This is a genomic window from Selenomonas ruminantium subsp. ruminantium ATCC 12561, assembly GCF_000424065.1.
Taxonomy (GTDB): Bacteria; Bacillota; Negativicutes; order Selenomonadales; family Selenomonadaceae; genus Selenomonas_A; species Selenomonas_A ruminantium.
Window position 1 is genome coordinate 1 of the sequence record NZ_AUJE01000022.1, and the last position, 23855, is coordinate 23855.

General features: G+C 49.3%; 21 protein-coding genes and 1 CRISPR repeat array. Of the genes, 2 read left to right on the forward strand and 19 right to left on the reverse strand.

Translation table 11 applies throughout. The annotated features are described in order from the left end of the window. From tnpA to glyQ, 18 genes are all read right to left on the reverse strand, one after another. Positions 1-181, reverse strand: a 181-nt coding sequence (tnpA, locus tag G598_RS17625) for an IS200/IS605 family transposase (RefSeq protein WP_037363860.1), incomplete at its 3' end; no start/stop codon positions are given. Between the two features lie 62 nt (positions 182-243). Continuing rightward, the gene (locus G598_RS0109640) at positions 244-534 is read right to left on the reverse strand and encodes a hypothetical protein (RefSeq protein WP_211221546.1); all 291 of its coding nucleotides are present in this window, start codon (positions 532-534) and stop codon (positions 244-246) included. 144 nt (positions 535-678) lie between these two features. Next, positions 679-1306: a CRISPR direct-repeat array (repeat unit 28 nt; unit sequence CTTCTAAACCACCTACACGGCGGTACAC). Between the two features lie 115 nt (positions 1307-1421). Next, the gene (locus G598_RS0109645) at positions 1422-2195 is read right to left on the reverse strand and encodes a type I-F CRISPR-associated protein Csy2 (protein WP_080657003.1); all 774 of its coding nucleotides are present in this window, start codon (positions 2193-2195) and stop codon (positions 1422-1424) included. Continuing rightward, positions 2195-3223 (reverse strand): type I-F CRISPR-associated protein Csy1, encoded by a 1029-nt coding sequence (locus G598_RS17630; RefSeq protein WP_037363842.1) that lies wholly within the window; start codon positions 3221-3223, stop codon positions 2195-2197. Before G598_RS17630 ends, G598_RS0109645 begins: the two co-directional genes overlap by 1 nt. Then, a complete protein-coding gene (gene cas6f / locus G598_RS0109655; protein WP_157833313.1) occupies positions 3216-3752 on the reverse strand; it encodes a type I-F CRISPR-associated endoribonuclease Cas6/Csy4 in 537 nt (178 codons plus the stop codon). The genes G598_RS17630 and cas6f overlap by 8 nt, the downstream gene beginning before the upstream one ends. Before the next feature lie 32 nt (positions 3753-3784). Continuing rightward, positions 3785-4789, reverse strand: coding sequence for a type I-F CRISPR-associated protein Csy3 (gene csy3, locus G598_RS0109660; RefSeq protein WP_026766795.1), 1005 nt, complete (start codon positions 4787-4789; stop codon positions 3785-3787). A gap of 330 nt (positions 4790-5119) precedes the next feature. Next, positions 5120-6439 (reverse strand): glutamate-1-semialdehyde 2,1-aminomutase, encoded by a 1320-nt coding sequence (hemL, locus tag G598_RS0109665; RefSeq protein ID WP_026766796.1) that lies wholly within the window; start codon positions 6437-6439, stop codon positions 5120-5122. Next, a complete protein-coding gene (hemB, locus tag G598_RS0109670; RefSeq protein WP_026766797.1) occupies positions 6432-7418 on the reverse strand; it encodes a porphobilinogen synthase in 987 nt (328 codons plus the stop codon). Before hemB ends, hemL begins: the two co-directional genes overlap by 8 nt. Before the next feature lie 16 nt (positions 7419-7434). Beyond that, complete coding sequence (cobA, locus tag G598_RS0109675; protein ID WP_026766798.1) at positions 7435-8943, reverse strand: uroporphyrinogen-III C-methyltransferase; 1509 nt, start codon at positions 8941-8943, stop codon at positions 7435-7437. A gap of 21 nt (positions 8944-8964) precedes the next feature. After that, a complete protein-coding gene (hemC, locus tag G598_RS0109680) occupies positions 8965-9906 on the reverse strand; it encodes a hydroxymethylbilane synthase (protein ID WP_026766799.1) in 942 nt (313 codons plus the stop codon). Next, entirely contained in the window at positions 9866-11185 is a 1320-nt protein-coding gene (gene hemA, locus G598_RS0109685; RefSeq protein WP_026766800.1) for a glutamyl-tRNA reductase, read from the reverse strand. Before hemA ends, hemC begins: the two co-directional genes overlap by 41 nt. After that, positions 11139-11816, reverse strand: a complete 678-nt coding sequence (locus G598_RS0109690; RefSeq protein ID WP_051180163.1) for a precorrin-2 dehydrogenase/sirohydrochlorin ferrochelatase family protein — start codon at positions 11814-11816, stop codon at positions 11139-11141. Before G598_RS0109690 ends, hemA begins: the two co-directional genes overlap by 47 nt. 137 nt (positions 11817-11953) lie before the next feature. After that, positions 11954-12625, reverse strand: a complete 672-nt coding sequence (locus G598_RS0109695; protein WP_026766802.1) for a response regulator — start codon at positions 12623-12625, stop codon at positions 11954-11956. A gap of 30 nt (positions 12626-12655) precedes the next feature. Next, the gene (locus tag G598_RS0109700) at positions 12656-13984 is read right to left on the reverse strand and encodes a type II secretion system protein GspD (protein ID WP_026766803.1); all 1329 of its coding nucleotides are present in this window, start codon (positions 13982-13984) and stop codon (positions 12656-12658) included. A 1-nt stretch (position 13985) separates the two neighbouring features. Beyond that, positions 13986-14558, reverse strand: a complete 573-nt coding sequence (locus G598_RS0109705) for a hypothetical protein (protein ID WP_169534986.1) — start codon at positions 14556-14558, stop codon at positions 13986-13988. Between the two features lie 595 nt (positions 14559-15153). After that, entirely contained in the window at positions 15154-16401 is a 1248-nt protein-coding gene (gene sstT, locus G598_RS0109710; protein WP_026766805.1) for a serine/threonine transporter SstT, read from the reverse strand. 205 nt (positions 16402-16606) lie between these two features. After that, the gene (glyS, locus tag G598_RS0109715) at positions 16607-18658 is read right to left on the reverse strand and encodes a glycine--tRNA ligase subunit beta (protein WP_026766806.1); all 2052 of its coding nucleotides are present in this window, start codon (positions 18656-18658) and stop codon (positions 16607-16609) included. Beyond that, on the reverse strand, positions 18658-19536 hold the full coding sequence (gene glyQ / locus G598_RS0109720) for a glycine--tRNA ligase subunit alpha (RefSeq protein ID WP_014423721.1): 879 nt from the start codon (positions 19534-19536) through the stop codon (positions 18658-18660). The genes glyS and glyQ overlap by 1 nt, the downstream gene beginning before the upstream one ends. A gap of 448 nt (positions 19537-19984) precedes the next feature. On the opposite strand from glyQ, the gene G598_RS0109725 reads away from it, so the two are divergent. Then, entirely contained in the window at positions 19985-22105 is a 2121-nt protein-coding gene (locus G598_RS0109725; protein ID WP_026766807.1) for a cyclic nucleotide-binding domain-containing protein, read from the forward strand. 61 nt (positions 22106-22166) lie between these two features. Here the strand turns inward: G598_RS0109725 and G598_RS0109730 are convergent, their stop codons facing one another. Continuing rightward, positions 22167-23069 carry a DMT family transporter gene (locus tag G598_RS0109730; protein WP_080657005.1) on the reverse strand — a complete coding sequence of 301 codons (903 nt, stop codon included), beginning with the start codon at positions 23067-23069 and terminating at the stop codon, positions 22167-22169. A 139-nt stretch (positions 23070-23208) separates the two neighbouring features. Between G598_RS0109730 and G598_RS0109735 the strand changes: the two genes are divergently transcribed. Continuing rightward, positions 23209-23757 carry a helix-turn-helix domain-containing protein gene (locus G598_RS0109735; protein WP_026766809.1) on the forward strand — a complete coding sequence of 183 codons (549 nt, stop codon included), beginning with the start codon at positions 23209-23211 and terminating at the stop codon, positions 23755-23757. Positions 23758-23855: the final 98 nt, after the last annotated feature.

The window sequence follows — 23855 nt, forward strand, 5'->3', positions numbered from 1 at the left end:
GCATGATTTCCATTTCGATTACATCGACTTGGATTTCTTCACAGATTGACTTGACCAGCTCCTTTAGTCTGGTGTCAACGCCATTGACCAACACTTTTCTGCGGTACTTGGGACAGAACACGATATGGTACTTACATGAATATACGATATTGTGGCTTGAATGATATTTTATTTCTCCCATATTTGTATTATACAACTTTAAGAAAGATAATACAACACAAGTTAAAAAGTAATTCTCCACCTTCAATTACTTACGTAAATTCGGTGGACACGCCTTATATCCCCATAACTAAAGTTAGGGGTTTTACGGCGTTTTGGATAAGCTCCCTGATTGCCACTGTTTTCAAAGTAGCCGACAATTTCCACCTCACCCGCATGATGTATATAGACATGCTCAATCTGGAACTTGATGACCGGTCTTGCCTGTGCTGCCGACGGCAAAATTGCCGTGCAAAGCAAGGTAAGCACTTTACCCTCCAGAAGGATTTGCCCCCGGTGAACTGGTAAAGAAAAAGGCCTTTTTACTTGCCGCATCTATTGAAAATACAGGTAACGGGATTTATTGTTATCGTACACGGCTATATTCAATTTCACATCATTATCAAATTGTAATGTCGTTATCAACTTGTTGCTAAAGGATATATCCTTAATTTGATGATTTATAATCGGTAAAAAACAGTCCTTTACCACCTACACGGCGGTACACAAATCCACGCCGTTATAGCTGTCGGAATCGTACTTCTAAACCACCTACACGGCGGTACACGGCTTTGAAACGGCTGGCAAGACGGTCAAGCACTTCTAAACCACCTACACGGCGGTACACGGTTATGCAGAGTCTACGCTGTTTGCGATACTCTTCTAAACCACCTATGCGGCGGTACACCCGGAGGAACTGGACCGTATTGCTGACCTGATCTTCTAAACCACCTATGCGGCGGTACACAAAGATACTATTGCAAACGGCATGAATCAGCTCTTCTAAACCACCTACACGGCGGTACACAAGATACCTTCAAGCCCACTCTGTATGCCATTCTTCTAAACCACCTACACGGCGGTACACTCCTCAACCTTCACGATACGCGCTGACTGTATCTTCTAAACCACCTACACGGCGGTACACATCTCTTGTTACGCCATTTAATAACATCGTCCCTTCTAAACCACCTACACGGCGGTACACCATAGCAGGACAGCAACCTGTTATCTGATGATCTTCTAAACCACCTACACGGCGGTACACGTAAAGCTTTATGAGGTTACTTGTAACGTCAACTTCTAAACCACCTACACGGCGGTACACCCGTAATAAAAAATGCGTCACCCCTTGATATTATTGGCCTTAGAGAAACTTTTGTAAAAATACCCTTTTTTCCCCAAGGCGCCTGCGGCCTGAATACTAAAGGGTTGCGTATAGCCTAACAATTTATGGTACAAAGATATAATCCTTCTCCTGTTTTATAGCGCCACAAATATGCGTTGATATCCTCTATAGATTTGCTGCACTCAAATCCGCCCAGGCTGAACACACTTTCTACAAAGCAGTGGTCTTTTTCCAGGTCACGCTGACCTTCCACATGCCCCACCTCAGAAAGTGCCTTAAACCCAATGGCAATAGGAATAAGTGTGTTGTCCTGTTGTAAAGCATGAATCATTTTATCCAGCATATCATTACCAACAGCATCATTTAACACATCCTGCCTACAAGTTAAGAAATAACCATAGGGAATATCCGCCAGTGTATCAATCAATCGTACAGCCTTATAACTGCGAATGATTCCACCAGCTATCCGCAATGTCTCCACAGCCGCTTTTATTGATTTACATATGGATGTATCAATGTGGCTACCCTCAACTGCCAAAACAAACGACATATTCAAATCAATATAAGCCTGATTCATAATATGGGCATCGAGTTTTTTCTCATTCAAGCCAGGAATGCTTCCCGGTAAAGGAAAAGTCGTTACATACTGCCCCTCTTTGTTCTTATAGCCTTTTAATTCGTACTCATGAAATTCCAAGCCGACACCAGCTATTTTTATCGTTCCCCCTTTTGCTTTAAGTTTTCTCTCCAATGCATGAGCAAAGCCCATAAAACCAGTGATCGCCGGAATCCCTACTGTAATATTATTAAAGGCATTAGCATTTTCAATATTCACTTTTTCAAGCAGTACATATCTTATCATCATCATTATCTCCACTTGAAATATGCAGCATGAGCTTCAGTAACTTTGGCATGGTCTTCTATGCTGAGCATAATCATATTCTTTATTGAATCGGCACCGCCTTGACTCAATGGCACAATATGATGAATTTCGTAACCTATAGGAATACCATGGTAACCATACTTCGCTAAGAATGCTTGAACCGTCTCTTCCTTACGCTCGTCCCGCAAAAATGCCGCCCGATAATTTCCTTCCCCTTTTCGCTTGCCTTCTTCAATTATCATAGACAACAAGGACGCATCAACAAGGCATCCGGCTTCCACACCGGACATTTCATCAATATCCATGTCCGGCAATAGGAACTCCTTATCCAAAACCTTAGTTAGCGATTTTTCCAAAAACTTAGGCGGTAGTGACTGAAAAACTATAGGCCATTTATTTTTACTGACCAGTCGGCTGCCGGTTGTAGATGCAGCTTTATCGGTCAAGAGTTTCAGCCTTATTCGTGGCAACCGGGATTTGAACAATCTTGCCCCCACCTCATAATTCAATACGGTTGAAGGCAATACGCTTAACAAATGATAAGAATCTCCCACAGGAAAAAATACTTGCTTTATAAACTGATTGGTCTTATCCGGCTGAATCCGGGCCATATTCAGTAGTCCATTCCGAATTTCATCATATTTATCTGTGAGCTGTTCCATTTCCTGCCTGAGCTCTGCACTATCTTCCTGCAAATGTTCCATTACAGTACGTCCATCCTGCATTTCCATAGCAATGAACCCATGCGGCCGCTTATATTTTGCATCATTCGTTACCATGTCAAAATCATGCCAGCCTGAATTAGCTGTACACAAATATCCACAGCTAAAACCATCTTGCGAATCATCATAAGCGCCAATATTGCCGGGACTGTTCGTTTCCGTAAATTTAGCAACATGCGTAGCAAGATAATTTTTGTCTATGGCCTGCAAAAGACCATCAATGTACTTGGCAATTTTCTCTTCTTCAGACATTGTTCCCTTGATGGCCGCCAGCATCTTCTTTCTAAGCATGCTCCTCACCTCGCAGAACCAATCCATAGGCGGAAAAATTGCCATGTTTCACATCCGCAGGAGCAACAAAGATATTATAAGCCTTGCCTGTAGAAGCACTTTTCACCTTGATATATGCATGACAAAATACCTGCTGATTCCTTTTCCGAATATGCATAGCCAAAGGCCGCCCCAACTCAGTATGTCCACGTTTCTCCATACGCCTTTTGGTCGTTTCAAATTGACTTTCTCCACGGACACGCTTAAAGAGCATATAATCATCGGTTTCGGCTATTTCCCTTTTCACCTTTACATAATCTTTTATGGGCGCCATTACTTCTTCAAGCCGAAGTGCTGCCAAAGCCTTATCATCTTCACATAAGACCTCAATAATATTCCCCAGGCTGCCTCTTTTGTCAAAAGTATAAGCAGGAAAGGTTATGCCAAACTTCTTGCCATGATTAACAAACAAGCGGTGCAATACAGGAAATATGTCTTCAGAGATAATTACATTTGCGGATATGCCCGTACCGGGTTTTATAATTATCATTTGACTAAACATAATTACTACCTCAAACACGCTTATTTTTCCTGTTTCTTGCTGAACATCCCGCCCCGAATAAGGACAGCCATAACATAATGCTTGTCCTCAATCGGTATATCTTCATTTTTCAAAACTAACTTATCAATGAGTTTGTAAAAACTCTTGGTATCCGGGCGAAATGCTATGCCTACCGCCCTTGAAGCTCCGTAATTCTCAACGGGGATGGGAAACTCGTATGCAGTATAATCAGGATACCAGGTGTCAATGGTTCGCAAAGCATTACTGATTTTCTGCGAGTGCATCCCCGCACTGCCTTCAAAGACAAACAACTGCTTCCCTTTCTCTTCATCTATGGTCATTTCCTGTGAAGGATATACTTCCATTGCACAACCGATTTTCACAAAGCAGGTAATATACATATTCAAATATTCCTGCTTACCGGCGAAGGTATCAGCTACCTGCCGGGCTATATCATTGATTGTTTTATTGTTATCCACGAAAACATCCAAGTCAAAATCCTTGGCATCAAATGCCGGGTATTCCTTGTTGCCAATCGTAACGATGGTTTCAATAGCTTCAGCCCCTTTGCGGTTTCGCCATAGAAAGCGGGCATTGGCGATATTATTCACATAGCGCTTTGCCAAGGTCAGAAAACCATCTTTGGCAATATATTCATCTATCTTTTGATAAATCGCTGTCCGATAAGCATAGTCTGAACAACTGTACATGCCATCCTTTACCGGCAGCACCTTTATGCCATAGTCAATTCTTAAGGTATCGCATTCCGTAGACAATGTACAGGACTGGCTCTTTTGTGGATTTGGATCCATTATTTCTTTTTCCAGTTTTTCCGGGGGCATTTCATGCCCCTTGGAAGCCAACACAGCCTTATCCGTTACCAGCAAAGGCAGTTTGACAGAATGTCTTTTGGCAAAATCCGTCTGCCAAAACTTTGCTTCAGTAACATTCATTCGCCTGGCAAAAGAAAGATTCCCCGGACGAGACTTTAACGTGACTTTGCTGATATTCTTTTTATCTGCCATAAACACACCCCACTTTGACTTCTAATTAACTGCACCATATTACATTTATGGTGTTATTCTCCATAACATAAAAATTTTCCTGCCTGTTCAGTCAATATTCCAGCTTTTGGATGAAGTTCACGCATTCCCAAATGACTATCGTACTTTGGTCATTTATAAAATTACAACAGACTCTCTTTATGTTTTGATAAATCATTTTACATTTTTGCCTGCCAATTTTATATTTCGTATTTATATTTTACATTTTATATTTATATTTCATGTTTTATGTTTATAAAAAGGCTTGACCAATCAACATTTGACCAGTCAAGCCTAACTATTGTTGTTATTTTATTTTTCCATAGCCGCTACAGCTGCAAATGCTTTTTCTGCTGCCGCAATGGTTCTATCAATGTCTTCATCCGTATGGGCACCGCTCATAAAGAGGGTTTCAAACTGGGACGGGGCAAGGTAGATGCCCTGTTCGAGCATGGATTTGAACCAGACCTTGAATTTTTCCTGGTCGGCGTTGCAGGAATCCTCGTAGTTCAGCACATCTTTTTCGCTGAAGAAGATGCCGAACATGGAGCCTGCCTGATGGACCTGAATGGCAACGCCTGCGGCTTTGGCTTTTTCCTGCCAGCCGAGGAGCAGTTTCTTCGTCTTTAAGGTCAGTTCGCGGCTGTAATCGGCCTTGCCGTCTTCCGGTTCTGCGGTGATAATCTGCAGCGTGGCAAGGCCTGCGGTCATGGCCAGCGGATTGCCGGAGAGCGTACCGGCCTGATAGACCGGGCCGGACGGCGAAACCTTCGCCATGATGTCCTTGCGGCCGCCGTAGGCTGCTACGGGCAGACCTCCGCCGATGATTTTACCCAAGCAGGTCAAATCCGGCGTAATACCGTAAGCTGCCTGGGCGCCGCCCAAGGAGGCGCGGAAACCGCACATAACCTCGTCAAAAATCAGCAGGGCGCCGTGCTTTTCCGTAAGGTCGCGGAGTTTTCTAAGGTAGCCCTGTTTCGGCAAAACAAGGCCCATATTGCCGGCTACCGGCTCCACGATAACGGCGGCAACTTCGTCACCGACCTCTTCCATCACTTTCGTAATGGCTTCTTCATCATTGTAGGGTACGGAAATCGTATCCTGTGCCGTGCCTTTCGTTACGCCCGGAGAGCTCGGCACGCCGAAGGTGGCCATGCCGGAACCGGCGTTGACGAGCAGGCTGTCGCTATGGCCATGGTAACAGCCAATGAATTTGACAATCTTTTCCCGTCCCGTATAGCCGCGTGCCAGGCGCAGAGCGCTCATGGTTGCTTCGGTGCCAGAGTTGACCATGCGGATGGTTTCGATGGACGGATAAACCTCCATCACGAGCTTTGCAAGTTCCGACTCAATGCAAGTCGGCGCGCCATAGCTCGTACCACGGGTTGCGGCTTCCTGCAGGGCTTTTACGACTTTCGGATGGGCATGGCCCACGACCATTGGCCCCCAGGAGCCAACATAGTCAATGTATTCATTGCCGTCGATATCGTAAATCTTATCGCCTAACGCATGGTCGATAAACGGTGGATTGCAGTCCACACTCTTATAGGAACGCACGGGGCTGTTGACGCCGCCGGGCATAAGTTCTTTGGCTTCAGCAAAAGCGGCAGCGGATTTGGTGAGATTAAGCATTAGCATCCTCCTTCAGCCAGCGGGCCACATCCATAGCATGGTAGGTGATGATGATATCAGCACCGGCACGTTTCATGGAAAGCAGGGTTTCCATAACGATGCGCTTTTCGTCAATCCAGCCGTTCTTAGCGGCAGCCTTGACCATGGCATATTCGCCGCTGACGTTATAAACAGCCACCGGATGATGGATATGGTCTCGCACCTGACGCACGATATCGAGATAAGCCAGCGCCGGTTTTACCATGATGATGTCAGCGCCTTCGGCAATATCGAGGTCAACTTCCTTGATGGCTTCATGGGCATTGGCCGGGTCCATCTGATACTGACGGCGGTCACCAAAAGCCGGTGCGCTGTCGGCAGCATCACGGAAGGGGCCGTAGTAGCCCGAAGCATATTTGACCGCATAGCTCATGATGGAGACATTCTGGAAGCCGTTTTCGTCCAAAGCTTCGCGGATAGCCGCCACACGGCCGTCCATCATATCGGAGGGCGCGATGATATCCACACCGCACTGTGCCTGCGAAACAGCAACTTTCTGCAGGAGTTTCAAGGTCTTGTCGTTGTCCACATAGTGGCCTTCGAGATGGCCGCAGTGGCCGTGGTCGGTATACTCACACATGCAGACGTCGCCGACAATCATAAGTTCGGGAATTTCTGCCTTAATCGCCTTGATGGCGCGCTGTACAGGACTGGTCATATCCCAGGCGCTGGAACCGTCGGCATCTTTATATTCGGGAATGCCGAATACTTCCACGGAAGGAATGCCCAGTTCCCAGCATTCTTTCGCCGTTTTGACCGCTTCATCCACCGACAGATGATAGCAGCCCGGCATGGAGGGAATTTCCTCGCGGACGTTTTCGCCTGGCACGACAAACAGCGGATAGACAAAGTCCTTCACCGACAGGCTGGTTTCGCGAACCATTGCCCGCATAGCGGGGCTGATGCGCATACGGCGCGGACGGAGTTTCTGTTCATACATGATATAACATCTCCTATTATTTGCAGATGGCCTCTACAAGACCATCAATGGTATATTCTTTGGCTATAATATCCGGCTCAATGCCTAAGGATTTGGCAGTATCGGCCGTAACTGGGCCAATGCAGGCCGTCTTTACGCCCTTCAGTACCTCTGCCGAGCCGATGATGTTGACGAGATTTTTAACCGTGGACGAGCTGGTGAAGGTCACCAAATCAATGTTGCCTTCTTTGAGTTCTGCCGCCAAAGCCTCGCCGTCCACCTGACCGCAGATTGTACGATATGCAGGTGCGACTTCAACCTCTGCGCCCATTTCACGCAAGGTATCCGGCAGGACTTCCCGTGCTTCTTCGGCACGCGGAATCAGGATTTTGGCATGCGGCGGCAATTTTCCCTTCAGCGCTTCCAACACGCCTTCAGCGCGGTATTCCTGCGGGATTACATCAGCCACAAGGCCATACTGCTTGAGTTTCTCTGCCGTTGCCAAACCGATAGCGGCAATCTTGGCATAACCTAATGCGCGGGCATCCTTGCCTGCTTTGAACAGGCGGGCAAAGAAACGGCCTACACCATTAGCACTCGTGAAAATCAACCAGTGATAATCCGCCACATGGTCAATGGCCTTATCGAGAGCCGCATAATTATCGGCGGGGTCGGCCATGGAAATTGCCGGAGCTTCGAGAACTTCCGCGCCGAGTTTTTCCAGTTTTGCCGTCAGCTTGGATGCCTGACTACGTGCCCGCGTTACGAGAATCCGCTTGCCAAACAGAGGACGCTGGGAAAGGTTATCGAACCACTGCAGGCTGTCCCGCAGTTTCACGACTTCACCCACGATAAAGATGGCAGGCGGCTTGATGCCGTTTTTCGCCACATCTTCAGCGGCCTTCCCCACGGTGGTAATCAGCGTGCGCTGTTCTGGCTTGGTGCCCCAGCGGATAACGGCAGCCGGCGTATCGGCACTGCGGCCATTTTCGATTAATTTACCCGTGATATGCGGCAGATTGGCTACGCCCATCAGGAACACAAGCGTATCCACGCCCGTAGCCAGGTGTTCCCAACGCATATTGCTCTTGCCCTTGGTGGGGTCTTCATGGCCTGTCACCACGGCAAAGGAAGTTGCTACCGCGCGATGGGTCACGGGAATGCCCGCATAGGCCGGTACGGAAATCGCCGAAGTGATGCCCGGCACGATTTCGAAGGGCAGGTTGTTTTCGCGCAAGAGCAGGCCTTCCTCACCGCCCCGGCCAAATACAAAGGGGTCGCCGCCTTTGAGACGCACGACGCATTTGCCTTCTTTGGCCTTGTCCACCAACAGCTGGTTGATATCTTCCTGTTTCATGGTATGGTTGCTCGATGCCTTGCCCACATAAATGAATTCGGCATCTTCCGGCGCCCAGCGCAAGATGCGGTCATCGGCCAGACGGTCATAGACCACCACATCGGCCATTTTTAGGCAATCCACTGCCTTCATGCTGATAAGCCGGTAATCTCCGGGGCCTGCACCTACTAAATAAACCATTCCTGCCATATATGTCATCCCTTTTCTGTCTTATTTATTCTGCAACAAACCAAGTTCCTGCAGGATTTTCTGCCCGCCGGCGGCGAGGAGTTTCTCGGCCAGCGTTACGCCCAGTTTTTCCGCCTCACTAGCCTTGCCGCTGAGTTTATCGCGGTAGAGACGCTGGCCGTCCAAGGAAGCGATTACGGCTTCCACCTGAATTTCGTCGTTAGCGGCAGGTACGGCGTAAACACCAACCGGCACCTGACAGCCGCCCTCGACCCTGCCTAAGAAGGCACGTTCTGCCTTGGCACAATGCACCGTGGCTTCGTCATTGAGGAACGCGAGCATTTCGCGCATATCCGCATCGTCCTCGCGGGTTTCAATGGCCAGTGCTCCCTGCCCTACGGCGGGCAGTACCATGTCGCGGGGCAAAACTTCCGTAATGCGCTCGCCAAAGCCCAGGCGTTTGAGTCCGGCCACGGCGAGGATAATGGCGTCAAAGTTTTCGCTTTCCAGTTTGGCAAGCCGCGTATTCACATTGCCCCGCAAGTCGCAGATGTTGAGGTCCGGGCGGGCATGCAAAAGCTGTGCCTTGCGGCGCAGGCTCGATGTACCTACTTTTGCGCCACAAGGCAACGCTGCAAATGTCTTAAATTTGGGGCTGACCACGGCATCACCGGGGTCAAAACGTTTCGTAATCGCAGCAAGCGTCAGGCCTTCGGGCAACTCTGTCGGCATATCCTTAAGGCTGTGCACCGCCAGGTCAATGCCGCCGGAGAGCATATCCATTTCGAGTTCTTTGGTAAACAGGCCCTTGCCGCCAATTTTGGCCAAGGGGGCATCGAGAATCTTATCCCCCTTGGTGGTCATTAATTTGAGTTCGACTTTAAGGCCGGGATATTCTTCTTCCAAACGGCCTTTTACGTATTCTGCCTGCCAGAGAGCAAGCTTACTGCTGCGCGTACCGATAACGATTGTGTCTTTCTTCACTGGTTGCTGTCTCTCCTATCGTATCAAGTTTGAATAGCGCCCGCATGGCGTCGATATAGAACTGCTCGTTTTCCGTGCCAGCGGCAGAATTGAGCTTCATCATGGGCATGCGCAGAATCTTGCGCACAATCATGCGGCTCATATGTTCCACCTGCCGCCATTCCTCCTCCGTAAGCTCCGGCAGTTTGGAACTGGCCCGCTTGACCTCCCGCTGGCGAATGCGCTCACAGCGGTCAGAAAGCAGTGCCATCAACGGACGGAAAGAGAGGTACTGGAACTTTTCCTCAATAGATGCCACTTCTTCGGCCACGATTTTTTCCGCCTGTTTGGCTTCCTGACGGCGTTCCTCGATATGTTCATCCACCACTTCTTCCAAAGCGTCGATATTGTAGAGCGTTACGCCCTTGATATCGCCCACTTCGGGGTCAACATCGCGGGGAACGGCAATATCAATCAGGAATAACGGTCTGCCTTTTCGCTTGCTCATAAGCTGGCGAGTTTCCCAGGGCTTGATCACATAATGCGGCGCGCCCGTGGAGGTCACGATTACATCCACATCCACGGCCCGCTTCATGGCATCCTTAAAAGGAACTGCTTCGCCATTAAACTGCTCGGCCAAAAGCTGTGCCCGCTCAATATGGCGGTTGGCCACATAGATTTTCTTTACGCCGCGGGAGATTAAGTGCTGTGCCGTAAGTTCTGCCATCTTTCCGGCACCAAAAATCAGGGCACTGGCTTCATGCAGTTCGCCCAGTGCTTCGCGCGCCAATTCCACAGCGGCATAACTTACCGACACGGAATTAAACTGAATGCGGGTTTCCGTACGCACCCGCTTGCCCGTGGCAATCGCCCGATGAAAAAGGGTATTTAATACCGTGCTCGTGGTGCCGGCTTCCCGTCCCATAGCATAGGCTTCCTTGACCTGGGAAAGAATCTGTCCCTCGCCAAGCACCAACGAGTCAAGGCTCGACGCCACGCGGAACAGATGGTCAATACATGCTTCATCTGCATAATGATAGAGATATTCGTCAATATCCTCCTCGTTTCCCGTCAAGTCAAAGAGGAACTGTTTCAAGGTGGCTAAATCCCGCTCTGCATCATCCACCACCGCATACATTTCACTGCGGTTGCAGGTGGAGAGGACAACCGCCTCCAAAATGCCCTCATAGGTTCCCAGATTCGCAAGACCATTTTTCACCGCCGCCTTGGGAATGGAAAACCTTTCCCGCACATCAACAGGTGCTGTCTTGTGATTTAATCCCAGCATTAGTAATTCCATTTCTTACTTCTTCCTCCGCCTGGTCTAAATGACCCACTCTCACTAAATCAATAATTCCCTGGTTAAGACTCTGCCGCCACAGCCGTTCATGTTCCCGGCTGCCGCCCGGCATGGCCTTGATTTCATCCCGTAATACCATTAACCGTTCCAAAAACTGCCCGAAACTATCCGGGTATTCACGCTCCAGCCGCTCACGCAGGAGCCGGGAAAAGGCAGGACTGCCGCCGCCAGTGGAAACCGTCAGCAAAAAATCGCCCCGCTGAACCTTAGAAGGCACAGAAAAATCCGTCTGCTCCGGATCGGTTGCCGCATTGACCAAGGCGCCAATCTCCTTAGCCTCAGCAATAGCCGCTGCATTAGCCGCCTGACTGCTCGCTGTGACAAACACCAGTAAGGGGCGCAGCGCTTTCAGCATCCCCTGCTGATAATCCCGCTTCAACCACTTCAGCCTGCCGCATGCGGCCATTTTTTGTAAATCATCCGTTGCCACAGGTGCAATAACGGTCACTTCAGCTCCAGCAGTCAGCAGTCCCCGTACCTTCCGGCAGGCGACCTGCCCGCCGCCTACAACTACACAGCTTCTGCCCGCCAGTTCCAAATTCAGCGGATAAAGCACCGAATCACCTTCCACTTTTTGTGAATACCTCTCAATTACGAATCGGATTCATATTTTTCTACTATTCCTATTATACCTTATCTAATCACGAAAAAAAAGCAGAAATCCATAAATTTTAGACTTCTGCTTTTGGAGTTTTTCACAATAAAAATTTATTCCAGAGATATGATTTTATTTTTGAGCACATAGACCAACGCCTGCGTCCTGTCCTCCACTTTCAGCTTTCTGAGGACACGGGTCATATGGTTCTTAACCGTCTTTTCGCTAAGTCCCAACGCTTTGGCGATATCCTGATTGGAAAAGCCCTTGGCTACGCATTCGAGCACATCCATCTCCCGCGAAGTCAGGCGCTCGCCACGGCTTTCATCGAGCATTTCCTTTGCCCTGCTCTCCACATCATCCGTCACCGTGGTGCTGCCAAAGAGCCGCTCCGCCAGTTCCGGATAAACAAAGGCATCACCGCCGTTGACCACATGAATCGCCTTGATGAGCACCGCCGGCTCCACATCCTTCAAGAGATACCCTAACGCTCCGTTTTTCAGCATTTCCAGAACATAGTTATCACTATCGTGAATCGTCAGCGCAATAACCCTCGTTTCACAATCTGCCTGCTTAAGCTGCTTTACCACTTCCAGACCGCTAAGCCCGGGCATGTTGATATCCAAAAGCAATATATCCGGCTGTAGCATGAGCGTCCGTGCCACAGCTTCCTGTCCGTCCTCGGCCTCGCCGATAACCTCGAAACCATCCTCGAAATTAAGGACTCTCTTTATCCCCTGTCGTAGAAGCGCATGGTCGTCTGCTATCAAAATTTTAATCGCCATAACCGTTTCTCCTTTATCATATCTATAACCTCATAGCACATGCGCTTTCAGGAATATCATCACTTCCGACTCCGTATGGCTATGCCGTACACTTTTGAAAAATGCCCCTAAAATGGGCAAATCGCCTAAAAAGGGTACCTTGCTTAAACTATGGGATTCCTCGCTGCCAATCAAACCGCCAATCACCATGGTTTCCCCATCCTGCAGCCGCACCATTGTATCGGCACTGCGGCGCTGAAAACGATACGCCTTCAAATCCGTCACAAATTCCGGCGTGCTGACCTCCGTATGTACCTCTACGGTAATCTGACCTTCGGCGTTTACTCTAGGTATGCATCGCAAAATAATGCCCGCCTGCCGATACGTCACCGTATTGGTCGTAGAGGTTTCCGTCACCGTCTGCGTGGGCACTGGCACATCACCGCCAATATTGATGACGGCTTCATGCCCCTGAATGGTGGTAATATTCGGCCGGGCTAAAATCTTCGCCTTGCCGTCCGATACCAAGGCATTCAATTGCGCACTGAAATAAAATTCAAAGGGCTGCCCCTCAGGGCCGTGGCCAAATTGAATAATGCCCGGAATAGAATCTGACTTGCCGCCATAGGAACGGCGCACCTCATAATCCACCCGCTCATTTTCCTTTCCTTCATGACGATAAGTTTTACGTCGTTCAGGATATTGTGGTATTTTGGACCATTCCCACTCTACACCCAAATTTTTGGCGGCGTTCTTGGACAAAGCTACCACTTTGGCTTCAATACTGACCTGCTTAGCAGGAATATCTACCTGCTGCAAAGCCTCCTGCACCCGCTGCGCTTCAGCATCAGTACCATAAAAGACTACCTTGCCTGCAGATTCATCAACCAATACCCGAGATGACCTTTCCCCAGTTTCCGCTTTTTCTGTGGATTGTTTTTGGGCAGTTATATCCACATCATTGTTATCTTTCGTCACCTGAGACTTTTTTCCTGCTTCACCCAAAGATAAAATTGCGATTTTTGCTAAATCCGCTGGACGGGCATACCTGGCCTGATAGCTGTGTACACGCCGCAAGGCATTACTCTTATCCGGTGCAGTCACCACATAGACATCACCATACTTCTCCAACAAAAAGCCCTGCGAAGCCGATAATAATTCCAGTATTTTCTGTGGCTCCTCCTGCACATTGACCGTCACCGTTCCCCCGATGCCATCGGACAATAACAGGTTGAAACCACCCAGACGGGCTACAGACATCAACACCGCACTTGTCGGTGCATTCTGCACCTGCAGCCGCACAGGCGATGCACTGACCTGCAGCTCTCCCAGGCAGGTCAAAACGACCATCATCAACAGACAAAAAACACTCTTCCCCATGTCACTTCACCCCCGCTTCCCCATTCAGCACCAGCGGCAAAACCTGCACCTGCCCGGAACGCTCCACCGTAACCGCAGCAGCGCTTATGCCGGTCACTTGCCAATCCGAAACCATTTCGCCCAAGCCAGCAGTTACCGTATTATTGCCGACTTTCAGCAAAGCCAGCCGCTGACCACCTCCTTCCACAATACCGCATAAGCTTATCGCCGGTTCATTACCGGCCGGCTTTTGCGAACCATTCCCCGCAGCAGGCGAAACTGCCGGCGGCGTGTCCGTTTTTACCTTTCCATTTTCTGTTGGCTGTTTAGCAGGCAAAGCCATATGCTCACTTTCCTGTTCCGTTTCATGGAGCAAAGAAAATGGATTGCGCAACTCCTTATGTTCATTGGCCTCCTGCAACCCACGAATGGCCAAAGAATCCTCCTGCACCACTTTCTCCGTTTCACCTGCCTGCAACACAAGCGGGGGCTTTTCTGCCTCATCAGCATACCAAGCCCCTACTAAACCTGCCAACAAAAGAACTAAACCACACCCAGCCAATGGCCTGTGCCATTGTTTAAGTCGAAACTCCATAATTTCGCCTTCTTTGTCCACATATGATGGAATTTTCTTTTATTATACATCCTACAGGTAGTATTTGTCAGCTTTGATTTTAAGAAAATTTTATAATTCGATGTAACAGGCGGCGAGAGGGGGAGGCAATAACTTTCGTCTGCTTAGACAAGCTTGTCAAACGCTGCCGAAAGTCATTGCCTCCCCCTCCCGCCTCACTTCCAACTTAACACTTCAATGTAACCCATACAACGATGCGTGTCTTAGCAAGCAGCGGTCATGTATATACGCAGTAAGCCTGGTGGGACTGGTGATGTTTTCCGTAGCTTTTGACAAGCTTGTCTATGGCGAAGGAAAATATTACCAGCCCCACCAGGCGCCTTAGCACTACGATGTTAATGTACAGCAAAATAACGCAGTAAGCCCGTGGGGGCTGGTGATGTTTTCCGCAGCTTTTGGCAAGCCTGTCTATGACGAAACAACTGCTACGTATTAAGCCCGCAGGGGTTGGCGATGTTTTTTCGTAGCGTTTGACAAGCCTGTCTAAGCGAAGAAAAAATATTGCCAACCCCTGCGGGCGTCTTATTGTATGGATGTAAACAAAGCCAACAGCTGTTTAATTCTTAGCCACTAAATCCGCTTCCGTCAGTGTCCCCTCTTTCGCCTTCTGCGTCAGTTCCGCCGTAGCCGTAAACAACACGTCACTGGAGCTGTTGAGGGCCGTTTCGCAGGAATCCTGCAATACGCCGATGATGAAGCCCACACCAACGACCTGCATGGCAATATCGTTGCTGATACCGAACGAGGAGCAGGCCACCGGGATAAGCAGCAGGGAACCGCCCGCCACACCGGAAGCACCACAGGCGCCAACCGTGGCAATGATGCACAAGAGCAGTGCCGTAGGCAGGTCAACATCAATCCCCAACGTATGCGCACAAGCCAAGGACAACACCGCAATGGTGATAGCCGCGCCACTCATGTTAATCGTAGCACCTAAAGGAATGGAGATGGAATAGGTATCTTTATTGAGTCCCAGCCGTGCACACAAATCCATATTCACGGGGATATTGGCTGCCGAACTTCTCGTGAAGAACGCATAGATGCCGCTTTCCCGCAACGTTGTGAGCACCAGCGGATAAGGATTGCGATGAATGTGCAGATAAACAATCAGCGGATTCATGATCAGCGCCACGGAGAAGAATGCGCCCAGAAGCACCGCCAGCAGATGGAAGTAACCCAAAATGGCATCAGCACCATTGGTCCCGATAGCATCAGCCACCAACCCCATAATACCGAAGGGTGCCAGACGAATAACCCACTGCACGAGCTTAGTCACAGCCTTGGCAAAATCATTAAGCGTTTCCTTCGTGCCATCCGAAGCATGATGCAGCGCAAGGCCTGTCAACACGCCCCAAGCCAGAATGCCGATATAATTGGCACTGGCAATGGCATGAATCGGATTGTCTACCACATTGAGCACGAGGTTATGCAAAACTTCCAGAATACCGCTCGGCGGCGTGAGTTTCGCATCTGCCAGCTGCAAATGCAGCGTGGTCGGGAAGGCAAAGGAATACGCCACCGCCACCAGCGATGCAAAAAACGTAGCAAATACATAAAGCTTGACAATCGGCCGCATGGACGCGCTGGCATCCGCATTTTTCTGTGCCATAGCGTTCATAACGAGCACGAACACCAATACCGGCGCCACGCCCTTCAACGCCCGGACAAACAAATCACCAAAAATTGCCACCAAAGGCACCATCCCCGGCGCCGCCAGAGCGATTACAATGCCAATAACTAAACCTACCGCGATTAGCTTGATCAGAGCAGTTTCCATATACTTTTTGCCGACTTTCCTAAACATGCTAATCATCCTCCTTCATTAAAAATCTTGTATTACGATAAGTGCGTTCACCCTTATGATACATCTGTTAGTATATACTATACTTTACACTTTTGCAAGAGTAAAATGTAAAAATGTTTGCATACAGTGAACGATTACAAAAAATAAAAAATCACCGCGTACACATTTCTTTAATGTGTACGCGGTGAAAAGACAACTTATAAAATTACAGCACGATTTTGCTAAAATCTGCTACACGGTTAACGAGTGCATCAATGGATTTAAGCAAAGCCAAACGGTTATTCTTAACCGCTTCGTCCTTGTCCATAACCATTACAGCATCAAAGAAGGCATCAATGGGTTTGGACAGTTCCTTCAATGCGTCAATGGCACCAACGTAATCCTCACCATCTACAAGGCTGGCAACAGCGCTGTTGGTGGACTTGTAAACATCGTAGAGAGCTTTTTCTTCATCAGCCACAAAGACAGCTTCCTTGATTTCCGTTGCTTCGGCTTTTTTCGCCAGATTGGACGCACGGACAAAGGCCTGAATGTTGGCGGCAGCATCAGCCGTTTCCACGAACTTAGCCACAGCGGCAGCGCGCAGGCTGACCGCGTAGATATCGTCAACATTTTCAAGCACGGCATCCACCACATCATAGCGGACAGCTTCGAGCACGTTCTTGAGACGCAGGCGCATGAAGTCAGCCACATCAGACTGCATCTTCGTGCGGACAGCCTCATCCGTCAGACCATAGAGGTCCATGGATTTAGCTACAACCTTGGACAGACTTACGTTCCACTTGGCTTCAATCAGCATGTTCACAAGGCCGAGAGCCTGACGGCGTAGCGCGAACGGATCCTGGGAGCCCGTCGGAATCTTGCCGCGGGAGAATGTACCCACAATGGTATCAATCTTATCGGCCATGCTCACGATGCGGCCGGCCTCCGTCTGCGGCTGGTTGTCGCCGGCAAAGCGCGGCATATAGTGCTCATCAATGGCAATGGCCACATTTTCGCATTCGCCATCAAGTTTTGCGTATTCACGGCCCATAATGCCCTGCAGTTCCGTGAACTCCGTTACCATACCGGTAACGAGGTCAGCCTTGGACAGCAGTGCTGCACGCTGTGCGTGTTTGTGAGCCTTTTCATCAGCGCCGATTTCATCCGCGATAAAGCCGGCCAGTTCCACAAGACGCTCGGATTTTTCATACATCGTGCCAAGGCCCTGCTGGAAGACAACGGTCTTGAGCTTTTCGCGATGTTCTTCAAGGCTCTTCTTGCGGTCTTCGTCAAAGAAGAACTGCGCGTCAGCCAGGCGGGCACGCAGTACACGCTCATTGCCGTGCTGTACGGTTTCGAGGTGTTCACTACCACCATTGCGCACCGTGATAAAGAGCGGCAGAAGTTTGCCGTCTGCAGTCTTAACCGGGAAGTAACGCTGATGGTCGCGCATCGGCGTGATAACCGTTTCCGGCGGAAGTTCCAGATATTTTTCTTCGAACTTGCCGCACAGAGCCGTCGGATATTCGACGAGGTAGAGCACTTCTTCGAGCAAGTCTTCGGTGATTTCAGCCTTGCCGCCATTCTTTTCGGCAACTGCAGCAATCTGCTCACGAATCATGGCCTTGCGCTTTTCCTGGTCTACAATGACGAAGTTTTCTTCACAGGCTTTTTCGTATTCTGCAGCGCTGTTGATGGTGAAATCGCCCTGGGACAGGAAGCGATGGCCACGGGAAACCTTGCCGGATTTAACCTCGGCAACCTCAAAGGGCACAACTTCTGCATCATAGAGGGCCACAATCCAGCGCAGCGGACGGATGAACTTGAAGTCCAGGTCGCGCCAGCGCATATTGTTCGGGAAGTTCAGACCGCAGATGAGTTCCGGCAGAATGGTCTGCAGCAGCTCAGCCGTTTCCTTGCCCTTTTCATGTACCATGGCATAGACATAACCGTCTTTTTCCACGAGGTCTTTCGGGTCAATGCCCTGACCACGGGCAAAGCCCTGAGCAGCCTTGGTCGGGTTGCCGTCCGCATCAAAAGCGATGGCTGCGGACGGGCCACGGTTTTCGCTTTCCACATCTTCCTGCTTTTCCGCGAGGTCTTTGACCAGGAGAGCCGTGCGGCGCGGCGTACCGATGGTGCGGATTTCCCCGCAGTCAATGCGGCTGTCTGCAAATGCCTTAGCGGCATTTTCCTTCAACTGGGCAAGGATGCCCGGCATGACATGTGCCGGTACTTCTTCCGTGCCGATTTCTAACAGTAAATCCTTGCTCATTATTTCTCCCCCCTGTGCAGCATTGGATAGCCTAATTCCTCACGCTGTTTCAAGTAACATTCGGCGCAAAGACGTGCAAGCTTTCTTACGCGGCCGATAAATGCCGTACGCTGGGATACGGAGATGGCACCACGCGCATCCAGCAGGTTGAACGTATGGGAGCATTTGAGCACATAGTCATAAGCCGGATGTACATAACCTTCTGCGATTACGCGAACCGCTTCGGCTTCGTATTTGTCAAACATCTCGAACAGCAGTTTTTCATCGGAGAGGTCAAACGCATAAGCAGACTGCTCATACTCGTTCTGATGGAATACATCCCCATAGGTGTAATCGTCCGTCCACTGAATGTCGTAAACATTTTCGACACCCTGAATGTACATGGCTAGTCTCTCCAGACCATAGGTGATTTCCGAAGCGACGGGCTTAACGTCCTGACTGCCCACCTGCTGGAAGTAGGTGAACTGGGTGATTTCCATGCCGTCGAGCCATACTTCCCAGCCCAGACCCCAAGCGCCCAGCGTCGGAGATTCCCAGTTATCCTCTACGAAGCGGATATCGTGCTGTTTCGGGTCAATGCCGAGACGTTCCAAGCTTTCGAGGTACAGCTCCTGAATGTTGTCCGGGGACGGCTTCATGATGACCTGGAACTGATGATGCTGATACAGACGATTCGGGTTATCGCCATAGCGGCCATCGGCAGGACGGCGGGACGGCTCTACATAAGCCACATTCCACGGCTCCGGGCCAAGTACACGCAAAAAGGTCGAGGGGTTCATCGTGCCCGCACCTTTTTCGACATCATAAGGCTGTGCTAAGATACAGCCCTGCTCTGACCAGAATTTCTGCAGAGCCAGGATGATTTCCTGAAATTTCATAGGTACAACTCCTTTTTCTCCTGTTACGGTTGACTGTGCTTATACTACAAAAGCCCCGCCCCCGTAACGCCATCGTTACAGGGACGAGACTCAAAATCCCGCGGTTCCACCCTGATTGGTTTCTATATATAATAGAAGCCCACCTCAAAGTTTTCTCTTGTCTTTTGCTCCAAAGTGCCCTTCACGCTCTGACCGGCTTGCACCCTCCCGGACTCGCTAAGTGCGCGCTACTCCTCTTTTTCATCGCTGAGGTCAATTTTAGCAAACTAAACCCGCCGTGTCAACCGCTAACGCTCTAACGGGATGTATTTCCAACAGGATTCGAGCATCCTCTATGATGAAAAAATAATTTTCCGCAACCAAACCTCTTTCTGATGAAGGAAATCCGTTCCCAAACGCGAATATACGAGGTAGCAATGTTAGCTAGAGTTAAGGAGGTTTGGCAGCCATGGGCAAGCTTGAACTAAGCAAAGGACAGTTTTTGCATCGCAAGGGCGATACAGTGAAGGATATTGCCATTATCCTCAAGGGAAGTTTCACCCTCTGTTATGGGGATGAAGTCCAGCTCACCGCAGGCAACGGAGCCATTATCGGCGCTTTTCACCCCAGTGGCGGGGCATACGAATACGATTACAAAGCTGCCGAGGACTGCACCCTCTTTACCTACGATTATAATGACGAAGATGACCTGGCTGCCGCCATTGCCGCTACCCCCTCCATTGCCCCTGTCATGGTTTCTGCCAGTATCAATTTAGCCACAGACTTAATCAACACCCTCGACGATTTCTATAATAAAGCCCAAAATCTCTGTGACAGCCTAAAAAGCGATTACAGCGATTATAAAAATATTTGTGCCACCTTAATGCTTCAACCGCAAAAATTTGACCATGTAAACACCCTGACGCCCCCAGATAAACCATCCATGCTCACCGGCTGGCAGGCGGCCCTTTGCCGTACCTGTCGGGAAAAAAATGAACTGCTGCGGAAAGAATGTTATCCTGCCGATATCAATTTCTGCATAGGCACCATCATGCTGGCCGCCCGCCTCGCCCAAGCGATCCATCCCCAGCTTGACTTCATCACGGCCTTTATTCAGGACACCCATGCTGCCACCAATGATTTCACTTCTGAGTATCGCACGCAAAAAGCAAAACTGGACGAAGCCCATCGTCAGGAAGCGCTGGAAGCTGGCAGCGGCAATATTCCTAAAATCACCAATGCCCTGCAAACCATCCTGGCCTTTGCCGGCATTGGCCGGGATATCGGCGACGCGCTGGCCAAGGATATCCGCCTGTTTATGAAAGCGCCGGACAAAACCGAAAAATCTGCAGAAATGCGCCGTCTGCGCGGCGATATCACCCAGAATTTTTTCACCATCTACGAAGCTGCCTTTTTCAAAAGTTTGGAAACCGACAGCATTCCCGCTGAGGTCAAAATGTTCTTCCTCTTCGGTTTTATCGACGAGGAACTAGCTGGCGAGGAAAACACAGCCGCAATTTACAAAGCTGCTCTTTTATGGGAGGACGACCCCGAAGACCTCATTATGCCCGCCTATAACTGGCTGAAAAAAATCGCCCTGGGACAGGCACAGCCATCTAAGGACGAATTTGACAACGACTGGCCGGACCACTTGAAAGAAGCCGTCCGGCAGGGAAATCTAAAACAGCCGCAGGCCGATGCCATGCTGAATGACCCCAAGGCTATGGCCCGCTTTGAACTACACAATATGATTGCCAATGCCAATAAAATGACCTACGGCAGCATTTTCTCCTACATTCCCGCCTTCTACGCTCAGGCTGTATCCCGTCCGCTGGAAACCTGCCTGTCCACAGTTGAACGGGTTCGGAAAGCCTTAAATCACATTCGGGAAATCGACTTTAGCTGCTTCTACCGCCCCGCCTATGCCAGCTATCCTGAGCTAAAAATCAACCGCTATGACTATAACCGGGAAGTTCTTCCCTACATTATCCTTATGCCTAACTACGGCAGCCGCGGTCTAACTTGGCAGGAAATCGAAGGTCGCAGGCGAACGACTCCCGCTCATATGGTACTGTCCATCTTCCATTCAGAAGATTTGGAAACCACCCTTATCCGCATGTGTGCCCAGTTCCGCTGGGAAATGTGCAAACGCATTCAGGGCGTGCACTACAGCGATATCAGCGAACCATCCCTCACCGCAGAATACTGCAACTACTTGCAGTTCTACAAGAAAAATTCCACTCTGTCAGCAGATATGAAGGAAAAAGTCAAAGCCGCCCTAAAGCGCAACGGCAACAGGTACAGCAAGATATTTGCCTCTGAATACGAACAGTTCGTCAAAAATGAGTCCGAAGGCCTTCCCCGGCTCAATAAAGTTGCCCGGGAAATTCTCTTCAAATACTGTACCTTCGGCCGCAGTTACCGGGATGCCCTGTCCATTAATCCTCAGTACAAGCCTTTGATTGACCGCTGGAACATCGCCCATGATGAAAAACTGCGTACCTTTGAACTATTCACCCGCAGAATCCTCGGGCAAACACCAGAACTGCCTGAGGAAATGAAAGTTGAAGAGGCATATTTGAAACTATAAACCAAGGCTGTTACAGCGTATGCGCATCCGCATATCTTGTCGCACCCTAATTTTTCCCTGTTTAACTGCTTTTCCATTCGTTCCACAAGGCAAAGCCCAATATCATGGCACCGCCCACCGCCTGACTGACGGTCATCGTTTCGTGTAACAGAAAATACGAAATAATAACCGCCACCAGCGGGTCAATATAGCCCAGAACAGCCACTTCCTGACCAGTAAGCTGACTCAGGGACTGAAAATACGCATAATGCATGATAACCGTATGAACAAGACAGATAATCATAAGCGCCGCCCAGCCGCTGACATCCAATGCCAGCAGATGAAAACCATCGCCTAAGGCTGTGTACGGCAAAATAACCACAGCGGCAATGCCAAACTGGTAAAAGGAACGCTCCATGCTGCCCACGCTCTTGATGTATTTATTGAGAATGATGAACAGCGCATAGAAGACCGCCGCTAGCAAACCATAAAATATACCCAGCGAATCTGCGGCCTCAGGCGAAGCCTCAAATACGTTCACAATCAAAGCCAGCCCCAGCGTGGACATGACAAAACAAATGAGCTGCCGCCCCGTCATTTTTTCGTGGAACAGAAAAGGGCAGACCACCGTGACAATCACAGGCGCAAAATAGTAACTGATGGTCGCTAGGGAAATACTGGTATAGCGAAACGCCTCGAACATAAACAACCAATTAACTGCGAGCGCTATCCCCGACAGGAACATAATCCCGACATCCTCCCGCAGCTTATGCCAGGAAAGCTGACGGCCACGGCAGAGAAAATATATGCCGATGATGACAAACGCCGAGGCCGAGCGGTAAAACGACAGCTCCGCAGAAGTAATTGCCGAAGTATACCGACTGAAAAAGCCCAACGTCCCAAAAATCGCCATAGAAAAGAGCATTTGCCAGCGGGCAGATTCCGGCGAAAGATTGCGCAGGGAATTTATCGCCATAGTCACCATATCATTCACTCCTAACCCATTAATTAATATATCTAACGAAATGTTAAATAGAGTATACGGTGCTTTTCCTTTATTGTCAAGAAATATTTACAATATATTTTACGAATGGTAAACTATATTGTAAAAGGAGGAGCTAACGATGACAATAAATGCAATTATAGCGAACAACCTCAAACGACTGCGCGAAGAACAGAATTTAAGTTTTGGACAACTGGCTGACCGGTCAGGTGTGAGCAAGGTCATGCTGTCACAAATTGAAAAGGGCGAGGGCAACCCCACCATCAATACGATATGGAAGGTCGCCAATGGCTTGGGCGTGGATTATTCCCAGCTCATTGCCCCACCAGCCGCCTCAGTACAAATTGTCCGCGAAGCCGATATTCCCATACAAGCAGACGATAACGGCTTATTTTCGGCAAGATGTTACTTCCCGGCCACAGCCCAACGACGTTTTGACGTATTCACCGTAACCATACTGCCCGGCGAAGAACACCTGTCCGAAAGCCATTCCCCCAACACGCAGGAATATGTACTTGTCCAACAAGGCACACTAGAAGCCTACATTGCCAACGAAGCCTATGTCCTGAATAAAGGCGATGCCATGTGCTTCGACTGCACCCGCCCGCATAAATTTTGCAACACCGGTACCAAACCGGTGAACTTTGTGGATATTATCTATTATCAGTAAAATGGAACTGGTCATATCATTCCCAATCAAAAAAGCATAGCTTATTCATACATATAAGTTGCAGTTTGTCGGGGAGTTCAGTTCGTGGTAAAGGTATC